Origin of the sequence: Vibrio sp. J2-4, from assembly GCF_021728155.1 — a bacterium.
Taxonomy (GTDB): domain Bacteria; phylum Pseudomonadota; class Gammaproteobacteria; order Enterobacterales; family Vibrionaceae; genus Vibrio; species Vibrio diabolicus.
In genome coordinates this window covers 99,747-116,139 of record NZ_JAKKCN010000002.1, presented here as the reverse complement: position 1 = coordinate 116,139, position 16,393 = coordinate 99,747, and the positions used below count along the sequence as shown (strand labels likewise).

The following is a 16,393-nucleotide window of genomic DNA, read 5'->3' as shown; positions in this document are numbered from 1 at the left end:
TCTGTTGGTTGGATCTACTTATTTAAGTAACGCTCTTACGAGTCATTACCCTGCTGAATTCGACGTAGAGAACGCTCTCGTCGAGACTCTTCTCGAGTCAAATCCAACAATGTTTCTTCGATGTAAGCCAAGTGCGAGTGGGACATTTCTCGCGCCTTTTCAGGCTGACCAGAAACAATCGCATCCACGATATTGGCTCGGTGTTTACTGACTTTCTCGACCGCTTCTGGGCGGCGACGTAGTAATTTAAAATTTTGTAGAATATTTTGCTCAAGCAAAGGTGCTAAGCTTCGAACAATGTGCAACAAAACCACGTTGTGCGCGGCTTCTGTCAAAGCGATCAAAAATTGCATCACTTCCGCAGATTCAGCTTCGATATCGTTGTTTGCTTGCTCTTGGCTAATGCGCTCAAGGCAACCTTGAATACGCGCAAAATCTTCTTCGGTACCACGTAAAGCTGCAAAGTAAGCTGAAATTCCTTCCATTGCATGACGAGACTCAAGCACATCAAGCTGGGTTTCAGAATGACTAGACAACAAATTCAACAAGGGATCTGAAAAGCTCTTCCAGATATTCTCACTTACGAATGTTCCGCCACCTTGGCGACGAGTTAACAAACGCTTCGCTTCTAAGCGTTGAATGGCTTCTCGGACTGAAGGACGAGACACATCGAACTGTCTTGCCAGTTCACGCTCTGGAGGCAGTTGTTGCCCCGGAGACAATGTTCCTTCCACTATCAACCTTTCTAACTCTTGTTCGATAACATCAGAGAGTTTTGGCTGACGAATCCTTTGATAAGCCATAATTTATTGTTCTTCTACTCTTGCAGGTAATTGGTAATACCAATTTTAAGTTGGTGCAGAAATTAACATAATTAAAACGCCACTGTCCAGCCGAAAATTGACCTAAATCATAGAACGAGCTTACTTCCAACACTCTGATAACAATCGACTGTTAAAACAGCAATAGAATTGGTATGACCAATTACATAAAGCATACAAATGGGAAGTCGACGTGCTAGCAATTTTGGAAAAGAAATACAGAAAATGACAAAATTATCAGTCTATTTCTTCACCAAAATGGCGTATACGAGCGTAAAAATGTAGTTAACTTTTAACAATCATTAATATTTCTGGTATCAAAAAAAGGCATACCTGATCGTATGCCTTATTTATTTCGCTTTTTTGAATTTACACTTTCGCTACAAATCAACGCTGTATAAGCTGTCTATATTTCACCCAATCAAAGCTTAGACCAGGATCGCTTTTTCTCAAGGGCGCAATATATTGATGACCGGTAATTCGTGGCAGGGTGATGTGGGGATAAGACTGCATAATTACCTCAGTGATCTCTGCAAGTGATTGATATTGCGCTTCTGTGTAGGCAGTAAATTCTGTCCCTTCAAGCTCGATACCAATGGAATAGTCATTACAACGCTCCCTGCCCGCGAAACTGGATTGACCGGCATGCCATGCTCTATCGAGAAAAGAAACAAATTGAACGACCTCGCCGTTTCTCTTAATCAAGCAATGTGCAGAAACGCCCATTTTGTGAATAACTTCAAAAAATGGATGTGCATTTGAGTCTAGCTTGCCAGTGAAGAAGTCCTCTATATATGGTCCACCAAACTGCCCAGGAGGCAAACTGATGTTGTGTACCACCAGCAGAGAGATATCGTTTATATCAGAGCGGGCATCAAAAAATGGTGACGGAACATGCTTTGCCTGTGTCAGCCAGCCATTCTCGATAATTGGGCGCATATCAACCTCTCTTCTTTGCAAATTAACTGCTGAAATTATTGACACCGGAGAGTATCATCCGTTGCCATCTCCCTTTCAAGACAAGATTTGCGATGAAGAACACACACAACATTCAAGAACGCCTAGAATACCTTAAACAACAACTCCCTTTAGAGATCACTCGCTCTGTCGCTGATACCTTAAAAGAAGATCTAGGTGGCAGTGTCGACGCAGATAACGACATTACTGCATCTTTGATCCCTGCCGAGGCGGTTAATACCGCAACGATTATTACTCGTGAGCATGGGGTGTTCTGTGGTCAAGCATGGGCTGATGAAGTTTTTAAACAGCTCGGTGGTAAGGTCAGCATTGAATGGCACGTAAAGGACGGCGATAAAGTCGAACCTAACCAAACCCTTTGTACGCTGACAGGCCCTGCTCGTGACTTGTTAACTGGTGAGCGTAACGCAATGAACTTCATCCAAACGCTGTCTGGCTGCGCAACAGTTACCGCAGAGTACGCTGAAAAAATCGCGCATACTGAGTGTCGTCTACTAGACACTCGCAAAACCATTCCTGGTCTGCGTAGCGCACTAAAATACGCCGTGACATGCGGTGGTGGCTTTAACCATCGCATCGGCGTGTTCGATGCTTACCTTATTAAAGAAAACCACATTATTGCTTGTGGTGGCATCACTCAAGCCATCCAAAAAGCGAAAGAGCTCAACCCAGGCAAACCGGTAGAAGTAGAAACGGAAAGCTTAGAAGAGTTGAAACAAGCGATAAACGCTGGTGCCGACATCATCATGCTAGATAACTTCACAAAAGAAATGATGCGTGAAGCCGTAGCGATTAACGCAGGTCGTGCCGCTTTAGAAAACTCCGGCAACATTACGCTAGAGACCATCGCAGAATACGCAGAAACCGGTGTCGATTACATTTCGATAGGCGCGTTGACTAAGCATCTAAAAGCGATGGATCTTTCGATGCGCTTCAAATAATAAAAGCAACACAATCTAAATTACTTCAACTAACTCAGTGAGTTGTGAGTAATTCATCATTAAAAAGGGCCAATAGGCCCTTTCTTTTTATCCATTAAAAAAATAGTACTACTCGCAAAACTCTGCATGCAATATGCAACTTTCTACCAAAGAGTTTTATCTCACTCGAGAGCCCATCTCTTCCCCATTTTCAACCCACCTTAACTCTCCATAATCTTTCGCTAATGCAAGAGCATTATTAATTTTTAGGAAAGGGTTAAAAATGAAAAACAGTAAACAGAAAAAACAACAGGGTTTTACTCTGATCGAATTGATGATTGTGGTGGCGATTATTGGTGTTTTGGCTGCTTTTGCAATTCCTGCATACCAAAATTATACAAAGCGAGCTCACGCGAGTGAGATGTTACACGCGTCGAATGCATTTAAAACCGCCGTGGGTGTCTGTCTATTAAGTTCTGAAACGGACTGTACGGACGGTACTGGTGGGGTTCCTAACGGACAAACTTTTGATAAGGCAACTGGTGACGATAAGTTTGCTATAAGCTCTTCTGTATTGCAAACAACACTAGGAACAGTTGATACGGACACATTTATCAGCGCAACTATTGATGCTACTGATGGCAAAGGTGGATTACCAGCCGGTTTTGAAGTGCGTTTAACACCAACTTTAAGTAACAGTGGAGTGGTATGGGGAGTAACATGTAATTCTACTGGTGGTAACCACGCAGATTTCTGCCCAACTAACTAGTAATGCTAACCAACCTCTCAACGGTTCTTCGTCAAGCGGGAATACTGTCTTTTTCCCAAGAAGAATCGTTACTTGAGCAAGCTAAAGCTTCTGGCATTTCGATGCCGGAGGCTTTGCTCAGTTGTGGCTTTTTCCAATCACATGAGCTGACTGAGCACCTTAGCTCTATCTTTGGACTTTCCTGCACATCACTCAGTCAGTATGAGTACTCGTCGCTGTGCCAAAAGCTTGGCTTGCGCGATCTGATCACTCGACATAATGCCTTGCCACTCAATCGCACATCTTCCACATTAACACTCGCGGTTGCAGACCCAACTAACTTACAAGCGGAAGATGACTTTCGTTTTGCGACAGGGTTGCAAGTAGAGCTTGTTCTCGCTGATTTTCGCGAGCTGACCGCTGCGATTCGGCGCTTATATGGCCGAGCACTTGGGCAAGAAAAGTCTGGATTAAAAGAGATCAACCAAGAAGAGTTAGCCAGTCTGGTTGACGTGGGCGCAGATGAAATCGACAACATTGAAGACTTGAGCCAAGACGAGTCGCCCGTCAGCCGTTACATAAACCAAATTCTGCTGGACGCTGTGCGCAAAGGCGCATCCGATATCCACTTTGAGCCTTATGAAAAGATGTACCGCGTTCGCCTACGCTGTGATGGCATCTTAATTGAAACACAGCAGCCACCAAGCCACTTAAGTCGCCGCTTATCCGCTCGTATCAAAATCCTCTCTAAGCTTGATATTGCAGAGCGACGTTTACCGCAAGACGGGCGTATTAAGCTCAAGTTGAATCAAGACACCGCAATTGATATGCGTGTATCCACGCTACCTACTCTATTCGGAGAGAAAATTGTATTACGACTGCTCGACAGCAGCTCTGCGTCACTGGATATCGACAAGCTTGGTTATAGCGAACAACAAAAACAATTGTACTTGGATGCGCTGCGTCGCCCACAAGGCATGATTCTAATGACAGGCCCAACTGGGAGCGGGAAAACCGTTTCTCTGTACACTGGGCTGAGTATTCTCAATAAACCAGAAATCAACATTTCCACGGCAGAAGACCCAGTAGAAATTAACTTATCGGGCATTAACCAAGTTCAAGTTCAGCCTAAGATTGGTTTTGGTTTTGCCGAAGCCCTGCGCTCTTTCTTACGTCAAGACCCCGATGTAGTAATGGTCGGTGAGATTCGTGACTTAGACACTGCGGAAATAGCCATAAAAGCATCGCAAACCGGTCACTTAGTACTTTCAACCTTACATACCAATTCTGCGGCTGAAACGGTGATTCGTTTATCAAACATGGGCGTAGAAAGCTTTAACTTGGCCTCCTCTCTTAGTTTGATTATTGCCCAGCGCTTGGCCCGTAAACTGTGCTCGCACTGCAAACAATCACAAGAGCTTACCGTTCAGCTACAACATCTCGGAATTCAAGAAAGCGACAACATTTTTAAAGCCAATCCCGATGGATGCAATGAGTGTACCCATGGTTATTCCGGCCGAACGGGGATTTATGAAGTAATGCGCTTTGATGAATTTCTTTCCGAAGCGCTTATTAAAGGCGCCTCGGTACATGAACTAGAAAAACTCGCCATCGCAAATGGTATGAGCACGTTACAAATGTCGGGCATAGAAAAACTCAAACAAGGGATCACAAGTTTTAGTGAACTACAGCGCGTACTTTATTTTTAATCCTTTAATCAGCAATCACCTCTATGAAAAGCACTACACCACAACTTAAAAACTTCCGCTGGAAAGGCATCAACAGTTCAGGCAAAAAGACATCTGGACAAACCCTCGCGATGACGGAAATTGAAGTACGCGAGCGTCTAGACGCACAGCACATCAAGATCAAGAAGTTAAAGAAAAGCAGTATCTCGTTTCTCACTAAACTCAGCCATCGCGTGAAAGGCAGAGACATCACGGTGTTTACCCGCCAAATTTCGACGATGTTGATAACCGGTGTGCCCTTGGTTCAGGCTTTAAAATTGGTATCAGAGAATCACAAAAAAGCAGAGATGAAATCCATTTTGATGAGCGTGACACGCGCCGTTGAAGCGGGGACGCCCATGTCAAAAGCCATGCGCACTGCAAGTGAACACTTTGACCCACTCTATACCGATCTTATCGCCACAGGTGAGCAATCCGGTAACTTAGCAGAAGTGTTCGAGCGCTTAGCCACCTACCGAGAAAAAAATGAACAACTCCGTGCGAAAGTGATCAAAGCACTGATCTACCCAGCGATGGTAGTGCTCGTAGCGTTAGGCGTGTCGTTTATCATGCTCACCAAAGTCATTCCCGAGTTTGAAAAAATGTTTGTTGGTTTTGGTGCTGACTTACCGTGGTTTACCAGGCAAGTATTAGATCTTTCCGCCTGGACACAAAACTGGAGTCCGTTTATCGCACTAGGCTCCATTAGTTTATTCATCTCGGCGAGAATCCTCTCTAAGCGTTCAGATTCTTTTCGCTTAATGCTCAACCGCTCTGTGCTTAAATTTCCTGTTCTGGGCCCTGTATTATCAAAAGCCGCTATCGCCAAATTTAGTCGAACACTCGCCACAAGCTTTACAGCGGGTATTCCAATTCTAACCAGTTTAAAAACTACATCAAAAACATCAGGAAACTTGCACTATCAACTCGCCATAGAAGAAGTTTACCGTGATACCGCCGCAGGTATGCCAATGTATGTTGCCATGCGTAACTGTAACGTGTTCCCTGAATTAGTGTTACAAATGGTTATGATCGGTGAAGAGTCTGGTCGACTTGACGATATGCTCAATAAAGTTGCAACGATCTACGAGTTTGAAGTCGATAACACCGTCGACAACCTTAGTAAAATTCTAGAGCCGCTAATTATCGTTTTTTTAGGCATCGTTGTTGGCGGATTAGTGACAGCAATGTACTTGCCAATCTTTAACTTAATGAGTGTATTGGGCTAGAATGAGCTGTTAACTCCTTTAAAACAGCATCTTGCTGATTTCACTCATCGCTCAAGAGACAAATATGGAAGTATTCCAGTACTACCCTTGGCTATTCGTTGTGTTTGCCACCATCTTCGGTCTGATCGTGGGTAGCTTCCTCAATGTGGTTATTTATCGACTACCTAAAATCATGGAACTAGAATGGCGACGCGAATGTGCCGAGTCATTTCCTGAATACAAAATAGAACCTCCTAAAGAAGTGCTGACCTTGAGCGTCCCACGCTCCTCCTGTCAGAAGTGCGCAACGCCGATACGTATTCGAGACAACATCCCTGTGATTAGCTGGCTGCTTTTAAAAGGCAAATGCCACAACTGTCAGACAGCCATTAGCGCACGCTATCCACTGATTGAACTGCTCACTGCGTTCTGCTCAGGCTTTGTCGCTTACCACTTTGGTTTTAGTTACTTTACCGTTGCCCTACTCTTTTTCACTTTTATCTTAATCGCCGCAACATTTATCGATCTCGATACTATGTTGTTACCTGACCAATTAACATTACCATTAACTTGGGCTGGCATTGCCTTAGCATTAGTCGAAATAAGTCCTGTTACTCTACAAGATTCTGTCATTGGTGCTATTGCTGGTTACCTATGTCTCTGGTCCGTTTACTGGGGCTTTAAGTTACTTACCGGTAAAGAAGGAATGGGATATGGTGATTTTAAACTACTCGCAGCACTAGGGGCTTGGCTGGGCTGGCAGTCACTGCCGATGATCATTCTACTTTCTTCTGTGGTTGGCATCGTATTTGGCATCATTCAACTACGCTTGCAAAAACAGGGAATTGAAAAAGCTTTTCCTTTCGGTCCTTACTTAGCAATTGCTGGTTGGATAAGCTTAATTTGGGGCGACCAGATTTTAAACTGGTACTTTACTTCAGTTCTAGGAGTGTAAATGGCTTTGGTTATTGGTTTAACAGGTGGTATCGCTAGCGGTAAAACAACCGTCGCGAATCTGTTCAAACAACAATTTAAAATCGATATCGTCGATGCAGACATTGTAGCAAGAGAAGTTGTCGAGCCAGGCACTCCCGGCCTAAACGCGATTATTGAACATTTTGGTCACGATATCGTTCGTGAAGACCAAACTTTAGATCGCGCAAAGCTGAGAGAGAAAATCTTTTCAAACTCAGATGAAAAAGCATGGCTCAACGCACTGTTGCACCCGATAATTCGTGAAAAGATGATCGAAGATTTGCAGCAAGTCACCTCAGAGTATGCGTTACTTGTGGTGCCGTTGCTCGTAGAAAACAAGCTAGACAGTTTGTGTGATCGAGTTCTTGTCGTTGATGTAGAACCGAATACACAGATATCTCGCACGATGAAACGAGACAATGTGAGTGAAGAACAAGCTCGCGCTATCCTTGCCTCTCAAGCATCAAGAGAGCAAAGACTCGCGCTTGCAGACGATGTGGTTAAGAATAATCCAAGTGACCCAGATCTTTTGCTTCAAATCACAGATTTGCACGAAAAGTACCTAGCCATGTGTAAGAAAAATCTGCGAAAATAGGAACGAAACTCACAAAGGCTTATGTCGATGACCACGCACAAATTTGAACATCCGTTAAATGAGAAAACTCGTATTTATCTAAGAGTGGAGTCTCTGCTGCGTCAGGCTCACTTGGCCTCTGGGTTTAGCGAAAATCACCAGTACCAACTGTTTTTCCGTGCGTTATTCGATATGGTTGAAATCTTCGAACAGATCCAGCTAAAAAGTGAACTGGCCAAAGATTTAGAGAAACAACGATTGTCGTACCGCCATTGGCTAAATGTTGATGGCGTCGATCAAGACGCATTAAATACCCTACTACAAGAGATAGATGTCGTTCATAGCCAACTGATGGGTGCAGAGCGTTTTGGTCAAGCGCTAAAAGAAGATCGCTTCTTAAGCTCTATCCGCCAACGCTTTAATCTACCGGGTGGTTCATGCTGTTTTGATTTGCCAGCGTTACATTACTGGCTTCACCTACCCATTGAACGTAAAAAGCATGATGCACAGCAGTGGCAAGTAAGCTTAAAGCCCTTATCTGATGCGCTTTCGCTATGGTTGAAACTCACCAGAGAGACCGGACATTTCAAAGCTCAAATCGGTCGTGCGGGTTTCTTCCAAAGTGACGCTGATGAAGCCAATATTCTAAGGCTCCACATCCCAATGGAATATGGCGTTTATCCTATGATTTCTGGCCATAAAAACCGCTTTGCGATAAAGTTTATGTCGTTTGAAAACGGTCAAGCGTGCACACAAGATATTGAGTTTGAACTTGCTGTGTGCAGTTAAGGCGACACTAAGCCTCACCCCCACAATCTAAAATTCAACGCTTTATTGCGCTTATATTGGATAAAATTTCGTAGCAGCAATAGCGCGTTGAATAAGCCATCTTGAATTCATTTAGGTATACTACCCTTTAACACCAATTAGTAATGGGACGCTCAACTATGTCTAAAATTACCATCGTTCAATGCCCACAATGTGGCGCCGACGTAGAATGGGGAGAACAAAGTCCTCATCGCCCTTTCTGCAGTAAACAATGCCAAATGATTGATTTTGGTGAATGGGCAGATGAAGAAAACACCATCCCAGGCGCCCCCGATATGTCCGACAGTGATGGCTGGTCTGAAGACCAGTATTAAATTGAGGCCTAGGGTAAGGGAATATCCTAGGCTCCTAGGTTTTAGGCTCTAGTGAAGTGGCAATGGAATACGGAGCACTTGGCTTACAACATACAGAAAGGACAATTTAACTCCACCATCTGTACTCCCATCATTCCGAAGAACTATCGCAACATCACGACTCTATTCACAGCAAGGGGGCAGCTAACAACTTAAACACTTGCATTCTCGGCTAGTAGATTCTGAATCACGCTCCTTCGTCGCTGTCCAGAATGACGAATTTAACCACGGTGCCCTGTAATCTTTGACCATCATTTCCCGTCATTCCGAGGAGCCATAGCGACATCAGAAATCTACTCACAGCAAGGATGAAGCTAACAACTTAAACACTAGTGCTCTCGACTAGTAGATTCTGAATCCCGCTACTTCGTCGCTATCCAGAATGATGAATTTTAACCATTGCGGTCTGCAATCGGTATTCATTCCCCTCTTTTCAACTCTGACTTCTAGCAAAGCTATTTTTATTCGAGCAAGGCGGAAGCGTGGAGAGTATGCCAGTGCATGAGCATCGACAGTACAGGTCGGGTGAAAAGAAACGAGCAAGCTAATTACACAAATAAAAAAACGGAGCCCTAAAAGGACTCCGTTTAAGATGAGAACGCTAGTTATAGCATTACTTCTTAGCAAGTTTCTCTTTGATACGAGCAGACTTACCAGAACGCTCACGTAGGTAGTACAACTTGGCACGACGTACTGCACCACGGCGTTTAACTTCGATGCTATCAACGATTGGAGAGTGTGTTTGGAACGTACGCTCAACACCTTCACCGTTAGAGATTTTACGTACAGTGAAAGCAGAGTGTAGACCACGGTTACGGATTGCGATTACAACGCCTTCGAAAGCCTGTAGACGCTCACGGTCACCTTCTTTTACCTTAACTTGAACTACAACAGTGTCACCTGGTGCAAATTTAGGTAGGTCTGATTTCATTTGCTCTTCTTCAAGAGCTTTGATGATGTTACTCATTTTTTAAATTCCTAGAATAAACTGATACTAAATAAATTAGGTTACTTTGCGTTATGTTCACTAATGAACTCAGCAAGTAATTGTTCCTGTTCGTCAGTCAGAGCTAGGTTTTCCAGGAGCTCTGGTCTTCTAAGCCAAGTTCGGCCCAGCGACTGTTTTAGTCGCCATTGACGAATGTCCTTGTGATTGCCTGACATCAGTACCGCTGGTACTTCTTTGTCATCCAATACTTCTGGACGCGTATAGTGAGGGCAATCTAACAAGCCATTTGCAAAAGAGTCTTCTTCTGCTGACGCGAAATCCCCTAGTACACCCGGAACAAACCGAGAGACAGAGTCGATTAACGTCATGGCTGGTATCTCACCACCCGTCATCACAAAATCACCAATCGACCATTCTTCGTCGACTTCAGATTGAATGATGCGCTCATCTATCCCTTCGTAACGACCACAAATCAGAAGCAAGTTCTCATTTGTTGCCAGTTCTTCTACTCCTTTCTGGTCGAGCTTGCGACCTTGAGGAGAAAGGTAGATGACTTTCGTCTTGCCCGGTGAGGCTGCTTTCGCGGTATGAATGGCATCGCGCAAAGGCTGAACCATCATTAACATACCAGGGCCACCACCGTAAGGTCGGTCATCGACTGTGCGATGTTTGTCGTGAGTGAAATCTCTAGGATTCCAAGTCTCAATCGACAAAAGACCTTTTTTAACCGCTTGACCTGTTACTCCAAAATCAGTAACAGAACGGAACATTTCTGGAAAAAGGCTAATAACGCCAACCCACATGTTTATCTCGCTCTGTAATTTTGGAGATTAGAATCCAGGATCCCAGTCAACTTCGATCCGTTGAGCTTCGCGATCAACATTAATGATCACTTGCTCTTCAAGGAACGGGATTAATCGTTCCTTCTGCCCGAAAGCATCTTTAAGATTTGCTTTAACAACCAGAACATCGTTTGAGCCAGTTTCTAGCATGTCAGTAACGACACCTAGATCGTAACCTTTAGTGGTTACAACTTGCATCCCAAACAATTCGCGCCAGTAGAACTCATCTTCTGACAATTCAGGCAGTACCGCAGGGTCAATAGCAATTTCAAAGTTCGTCATTAGATGCGCGTCTTCACGAACATCCATGCCTTCCAGCTTAGCCACCATACCTTTGTTATGGCGCTTCCAGCTTTCTACTTTGTACTCAACCCACTTGCCCTTTTGGTTAATATACCAAGGGCTGTAATCGAAAATGCTTTCAGCATTGTCTGTGTAGGAAAAAACCTTAAGCCAACCTCGAATGCCGTAAGTAGCACCAAACTTGCCTACAACAATCTTTTCGTTGCTCATTGTTTCTTTACCTTTCATCGACATAAACTAGTTTCTACTTTTCAAGTAAAAAATTAAGCCGCTTTTTGAGCGTCTTTAACTAGCTTAGCAACGCGGTCAGATACAGACGCGCCTTGACCAACCCAGTGGTTAACGCGGTCTAGGTCTAGACGTAGACCTTCTTCTTGACCTTTAGCAGTTGGGTTGAAGAAACCAACTTTCTCGATGAAACGGCCAGTTGCAGCGTTGCGGCTGTCCGCTACTACGATTTGATAAAATGGACGCTTTTTAGCGCCGTGACGTGCCAAACGAATGGTTACCATGTCGTCCTCTTTGCTTTCTCAAAAATAAAATTAACCCCAAAAACCATTCAAGAAATTAAATAGTTTGGGGTCTCGTGCCAAAATAAAGCTCCGGAATTTTACTCTTCTCCCGGAGCAATGCAAGGAGTTTAGTTACTTTTTCACCAACATAAATTGAATTTAAAGTTTGTGACGTACCTAACACCCTGAATCTATGCGTGATCGATTAATTAACGACCAAATGGGTTGAAGCCACCGCCTCCACCCATGCCGCCCATCATGCCTTGCATGTTGCGCATCATGCCTTTCATGCCACCTTTTTGCATCTTTTTCATCATCTTCTGCATTTGGGTGAACTGTTTTAGTAAGCGGTTTACGTCTTGAACCTGCACACCAGAACCAGCCGCAATACGTTTCTTGCGTGAGCCTTTGATAATCTCTGGGCGTTGACGTTCTTTCATTGTCATGGAGCTGATGATCGCTTCCATCTGCTTGAACATCTTGTCATCGACTTTGTCTTTCACATTGTCTGGTAGCTGAGACATGCCAGGAAGCTTATCCATCATGCCCATCATGCCGCCCATGTTTTGCATCTGGCCTAGCTGTTCACGGAAATCTTCAAGGTCGAAACCTTTCTTCTCTTTGAACTTCTTCGCTAGTTTCTCTGCTTTTTCTTGGTCAACATTGCGTTGTAGGTCTTCAATCAGTGACAGTACGTCACCCATACCTAGAATACGCGATGCAACACGATCAGGGTGGAACGGTTCTAGCGCGTCAGTTTTTTCACCGACACCCAAGAATTTGATTGGTTTGCCCGTTACATGGCGTACTGACAGTGCCGCACCACCACGAGCATCACCATCAACTTTAGTTAGAACTACACCGGTAAGAGGTAGCGCATCGCCAAAGGCTTTTGCTGTATTTGCTGCGTCTTGACCCGTCATAGCGTCAACAACAAATAGCGTTTCTACTGGGTTGATAGCTGCGTGAAGATCTTTGATCTCCCCCATCATCTCTTCATCAATCGCCAAGCGACCTGCGGTATCGACAATCAATACGTCGTAGAATTTTTTCTTCGCATGGTCAATCGCTGCATTGGCGATATCAATAGGCTTCTGGTCTGGTGATGATGGGAAGAAGTCAACACCGATGTCTGATGCCAGCGTTTCAAGCTGCTTGATTGCCGCAGGGCGGTAAACGTCGGCAGACACAACCAAGACTTTCTTCTTGTCACGTTCTTTTAAAAGCTTAGATAGCTTACCTACCGATGTGGTTTTACCCGCACCTTGTAGACCTGCCATAAGAAGCACAGCAGGTGGTTGAGCGGCAAGGTTTAGCGCCTCATTCGACTCACCCATTACGGCTTCAAGTTCTGTTTGAACGATCTTGATAAATTCCTGACCAGGAGTCAGAGATTTAGAAACTTCTACACCTACCGCTTTTTCTTTAACGCGGTTAACAAATTCACGAACAACCGGAAGCGCAACGTCAGCTTCAAGTAAGGCCATTCGTACTTCACGTAGGGTCTCTTTAATGTTGTCTTCGGTCAGACGACCTTTGCCACTGATATTTTTCAGCGTTTTGGATAATCGATCCGTTAAATTCTCAAACATCTTTGTCTCTTCGCTAAAATGGCGATTAATTAGTGTGAGTATACATTAGCCAAGGTCTGAGTCATACCCGTACCGCTGCTCTATTCTTGTCTCTATTTCTATATGGTGCGGTAACTTATTAATTTCAATATCTCATCTCTCACGATTGATGTCGGATATAACGTAGCCCCAAAGTGTAATGCAAGGTATAATTTCCTCATTGTGCACAATAATATTTAGGATTCATGGATAGCTTAATAGCCATCGCGGCCGCCATACTTTATGTTTTGGCGATAGCGACCATCATACCCGGACTCTCACAGCAGTCAGGAATCAAAGCAAAAACAGTGTTTGCTAGTGCTGCCTGTGCGCTTGTTTTTCATGCGTGGATTTTGAGTGATCTGATTTTTGATGGTTCAGGTCAAAACCTTAGTATTCTAAACGTAGCCTCTTTGATCAGTTTTATTATTTCTCTGGTCATGAGCCTTGCTATGTTGAAAAATCGGTTGTGGTTTTTATTGCCTGTCGTTTATAGCTTTGCTGCCATCAATTTATCTGCTGCCACATTTTTGCCAAGCACGTTTATCAAGCACCTAGAGAATGACCCTAAGCTACTCATTCACATTTCTTTTGCGCTGTTCTCATACGCAACTTTAACTATCGGTGCACTCTACGCACTTCAGCTGGCTTGGTTGGATCACAAACTGAAAACAAAAAAATCTTTGGCGATTAACCCAAACCTGCCGCCTTTATTAATGGTAGAGCGTCAGCTATTCAAAATCATTTTGATCGGTAACTTATTATTAACTGGCACGCTCATTACTGGCTTTGTCTTTGTGCAGGATATGTTTGCTCAAGGTAAAGCGCATAAAGGCATTCTTTCTTTCATCGCTTGGATTGTGTACTCAATACTGCTTTGGGGTCATTATCAAAAAGGTTGGCGTGGTAGAAAAGTTACTTGGTTCGCTGTCGCAGGGGCAACGCTGTTAACTCTGGCGTATTTTGGCAGTCGCTTTGTGAAAGAAATCATCTTGAATTAAGGAGCTCTAGGGCTCCTATCCTTTATATTTTAGGCTAGATAAAATACAGTACGCCTTAACCCTTTGACTTAACGGACTTACTCAACCGTTATATAACCCAATACTTACAAGGAACAGCAACGTTTTGGACGACATCTCTACGGGTATCTTGTTTGCGCTACTCGCGTGTCTTATCGTCATATCAGGTTACTTTTCCGGCTCAGAAACAGGGATGATGTCTCTGAACCGTTATCGCTTAAAGCACTTAGCCAAAAATGGGCATAAAGGCGCTAAGCGAGTCGAAAGGCTATTAGACCGTCCAGATCGTTTGATTGGTCTTATTCTTATCGGCAACAACCTCGTTAATATTCTCGCGTCCGCCATCGCGACCATTATTGGTATGCGTTTGTATGGTGATTTAGGTGTCGCTATCGCAACCGGTGCACTGACTATGGTTGTATTGGTTTTTGCTGAAGTTACCCCAAAAACAATTGCAGCGCTGTACCCTGAACGCGTGTCTTACGCGAGCAGTATCCTACTGACCATATTGATGAAGTTACTATCGCCTTTGGTGATGCTCGTTAACTTTATTACGAATGGCTTTATTCGTTTACTTGGCGTAAAAGCCGATCACTCAGTAGAAGACCATCTTAGTTCCGATGAGCTGCGTACCGTAGTAAACGAAGCTGGCGGATTGATCCCTCGCCGACACCAAGACATGTTGGTGTCTATTTTGGATCTTGAGCACGTCACTGTGAACGACATCATGGTGCCACGCAATGAGATTACCGGTATCGATATTAATGATGACTGGAAATCCATCGTTCGTCAGCTTACCCACTCACCACATGGACGCATTGTTTTTTATCGTGACCAAATTGATGAAGTGGTTGGCATGCTGCGCCTGCGTGAAGCTTACCGCCTGATGCTGGAAAAAAACGAGTTCAATAAAGAGACGCTATTACGTGCCGCGGATGAAGTCTATTACATCCCAGAAGGTACGCCACTGAACGTGCAAATGTTAAAGTTTCAACGCAACAAACAGCGTATTGGTCTGATTGTTGATGAGTATGGCGACATTATTGGCTTGGTGACATTGGAAGATATTCTGGAAGAAATCATTGGCGAATTCACGACCTCGATTTCTCCAAGCCTTTCTGATGAAATCAGTCCTCAAGGTGACGGAAGCTTCCTCATTGAAGGCAGCACCAATATCCGAGATATCAACAAAGGCCTGAAATGGGACTTACCAACGGATGGCCCAAGAACGTTAAACGGTCTTATTTTGGAGCACCTGGAAGATATCCCAGAGAGCCATTTAAGCGTGAGAGTGGCTGGTCATCCAATGGAGCTTGTTGAGATTGAAGAAAACCGCATCAAGCTCGTTCGTGTTTATCCTAAAAAGAAAAAATAGCCACCTATCTACAAATCACGATGAGAAAAACTCACGATAAGAAATAAAAAGAAAAGAGCCTGATCATGTCAGGCTCTTTTTAGTTCTGGATAAATATGCTTCTTGATAAGTTTTTAGCAACTAGTCGATGCGCAGCTCTTTTAGCATCGATTCAGGCAAAGCAAGTTCATCATTTTTGTTCACCGATACACCAGCATCCAAAATGCTCTTTGCGATCTGTTGTGCTTCTTCTAAAGAGTGCATCGCTGCCGTGCCACATTGGTATTCGTTGAGTTCAGGGATCTTGTTCTGGCTTTCTACCTTTAGTACGTCTTCCATGGCCGCAATCCAAGCATCCGCTACTTGCTGCTCTGATGGAGTGCCAATCAGGCTCATGTAAAAGCCCGTGCGGCAACCCATAGGCGAAATATCGATGATCTCAACAGAATCGCTGTTTAGGTGATTGCGCATAAAGCCTGCATAAAGGTGCTCTAGTGTATGAATACCTTTTTCAGAAAGGATGTCTTTGTTTGGCGCGGTAAAGCGTAAATCGAAGACAGTAATCGTGTCCCCTTTTGGGGTCTGCATGGTCTTCGCCACTCGCACTGCCGGTGCATTCATGCGAGTGTGGTCCACGGTAAAACTATCGAGTAAAGGCATTACATCTCTCCT

General features: G+C 44.1%; 18 protein-coding genes. 10 read left to right on the top strand and 8 right to left on the bottom strand.

The genetic code is table 11. From position 1 onward, the window contains the following. Nucleotides 1-35: 35 nt before the first annotated feature. Both pdhR and ampD read right to left on the bottom strand, forming a co-directional pair. Nucleotides 36-803 (bottom strand): pyruvate dehydrogenase complex transcriptional repressor PdhR, encoded by a 768-nt coding sequence (gene pdhR / locus L3V32_RS05970; protein ID WP_005396680.1) that lies wholly within the window; start codon nucleotides 801-803, stop codon nucleotides 36-38. 405 nt (nucleotides 804-1,208) lie between these two features. Beyond that, nucleotides 1,209-1,760 (bottom strand): 1,6-anhydro-N-acetylmuramyl-L-alanine amidase AmpD, encoded by a 552-nt coding sequence (ampD, locus tag L3V32_RS05965; RefSeq protein ID WP_237283973.1) that lies wholly within the window; start codon nucleotides 1,758-1,760, stop codon nucleotides 1,209-1,211. Between the two features lie 92 nt (nucleotides 1,761-1,852). On the opposite strand from ampD, the gene nadC reads away from it, so the two are divergent. From nadC to yacG, 8 genes are all read left to right on the top strand, one after another. After that, nucleotides 1,853-2,740 (top strand): carboxylating nicotinate-nucleotide diphosphorylase, encoded by an 888-nt coding sequence (nadC, locus tag L3V32_RS05960; protein ID WP_237283972.1) that lies wholly within the window; start codon nucleotides 1,853-1,855, stop codon nucleotides 2,738-2,740. Nucleotides 2,741-3,002: 262 nt separating this feature from the next. Beyond that, entirely contained in the window at nucleotides 3,003-3,488 is a 486-nt protein-coding gene (locus L3V32_RS05955; RefSeq protein ID WP_025768185.1) for a prepilin-type N-terminal cleavage/methylation domain-containing protein, read from the top strand. Nucleotides 3,489-3,490: 2 nt separating this feature from the next. After that, nucleotides 3,491-5,176: a type IV-A pilus assembly ATPase PilB gene (gene pilB, locus L3V32_RS05950; RefSeq protein WP_237283971.1), complete on the top strand. Its 1,686-nt coding sequence runs from the start codon at nucleotides 3,491-3,493 to the stop codon at nucleotides 5,174-5,176. A gap of 23 nt (nucleotides 5,177-5,199) precedes the next feature. Beyond that, on the top strand, nucleotides 5,200-6,423 hold the full coding sequence (locus L3V32_RS05945; protein ID WP_017635918.1) for a type II secretion system F family protein: 1,224 nt from the start codon (nucleotides 5,200-5,202) through the stop codon (nucleotides 6,421-6,423). A gap of 64 nt (nucleotides 6,424-6,487) precedes the next feature. Beyond that, the gene (locus L3V32_RS05940; RefSeq protein ID WP_012841418.1) at nucleotides 6,488-7,357 is read left to right on the top strand and encodes an A24 family peptidase; all 870 of its coding nucleotides are present in this window, start codon (nucleotides 6,488-6,490) and stop codon (nucleotides 7,355-7,357) included. Further along, nucleotides 7,358-7,972 carry a dephospho-CoA kinase gene (gene coaE / locus L3V32_RS05935; RefSeq protein ID WP_047008979.1) on the top strand — a complete coding sequence of 205 codons (615 nt, stop codon included), beginning with the start codon at nucleotides 7,358-7,360 and terminating at the stop codon, nucleotides 7,970-7,972. A 27-nt stretch (nucleotides 7,973-7,999) separates the two neighbouring features. Continuing rightward, nucleotides 8,000-8,740 carry a cell division protein ZapD gene (zapD, locus tag L3V32_RS05930; protein WP_012841416.1) on the top strand — a complete coding sequence of 247 codons (741 nt, stop codon included), beginning with the start codon at nucleotides 8,000-8,002 and terminating at the stop codon, nucleotides 8,738-8,740. 158 nt (nucleotides 8,741-8,898) lie between these two features. Beyond that, nucleotides 8,899-9,093: a DNA gyrase inhibitor YacG gene (gene yacG, locus L3V32_RS05925; RefSeq protein ID WP_005396692.1), complete on the top strand. Its 195-nt coding sequence runs from the start codon at nucleotides 8,899-8,901 to the stop codon at nucleotides 9,091-9,093. Between the two features lie 652 nt (nucleotides 9,094-9,745). Here yacG and rplS read toward each other — a convergent pair. From rplS to ffh, 5 genes are all read right to left on the bottom strand, one after another. Then, nucleotides 9,746-10,099, bottom strand: coding sequence for a 50S ribosomal protein L19 (rplS, locus tag L3V32_RS05920; protein WP_005379971.1), 354 nt, complete (start codon nucleotides 10,097-10,099; stop codon nucleotides 9,746-9,748). A gap of 41 nt (nucleotides 10,100-10,140) precedes the next feature. After that, nucleotides 10,141-10,884, bottom strand: a complete 744-nt coding sequence (gene trmD / locus L3V32_RS05915; RefSeq protein ID WP_085342646.1) for a tRNA (guanosine(37)-N1)-methyltransferase TrmD — start codon at nucleotides 10,882-10,884, stop codon at nucleotides 10,141-10,143. Between the two features lie 27 nt (nucleotides 10,885-10,911). Further along, nucleotides 10,912-11,460 (bottom strand): ribosome maturation factor RimM, encoded by a 549-nt coding sequence (gene rimM, locus L3V32_RS05910; RefSeq protein WP_005379964.1) that lies wholly within the window; start codon nucleotides 11,458-11,460, stop codon nucleotides 10,912-10,914. 29 nt (nucleotides 11,461-11,489) lie between these two features. Then, complete coding sequence (gene rpsP / locus L3V32_RS05905) at nucleotides 11,490-11,738, bottom strand: 30S ribosomal protein S16 (protein ID WP_005379962.1); 249 nt, start codon at nucleotides 11,736-11,738, stop codon at nucleotides 11,490-11,492. 209 nt (nucleotides 11,739-11,947) lie between these two features. Next, nucleotides 11,948-13,330, bottom strand: a complete 1,383-nt coding sequence (ffh, locus tag L3V32_RS05900; RefSeq protein ID WP_005385423.1) for a signal recognition particle protein — start codon at nucleotides 13,328-13,330, stop codon at nucleotides 11,948-11,950. A 224-nt stretch (nucleotides 13,331-13,554) separates the two neighbouring features. Between ffh and L3V32_RS05895 the strand changes: the two genes are divergently transcribed. Next, nucleotides 13,555-14,349 (top strand): inner membrane protein YpjD, encoded by a 795-nt coding sequence (locus L3V32_RS05895; protein ID WP_005396694.1) that lies wholly within the window; start codon nucleotides 13,555-13,557, stop codon nucleotides 14,347-14,349. 124 nt (nucleotides 14,350-14,473) lie between these two features. Then, nucleotides 14,474-15,742 (top strand): HlyC/CorC family transporter, encoded by a 1,269-nt coding sequence (locus tag L3V32_RS05890; protein WP_005396696.1) that lies wholly within the window; start codon nucleotides 14,474-14,476, stop codon nucleotides 15,740-15,742. 120 nt (nucleotides 15,743-15,862) lie between these two features. Here the strand turns inward: L3V32_RS05890 and luxS are convergent, their stop codons facing one another. After that, complete coding sequence (gene luxS, locus L3V32_RS05885; RefSeq protein ID WP_005396698.1) at nucleotides 15,863-16,381, bottom strand: S-ribosylhomocysteine lyase; 519 nt, start codon at nucleotides 16,379-16,381, stop codon at nucleotides 15,863-15,865. Nucleotides 16,382-16,393: the final 12 nt, after the last annotated feature.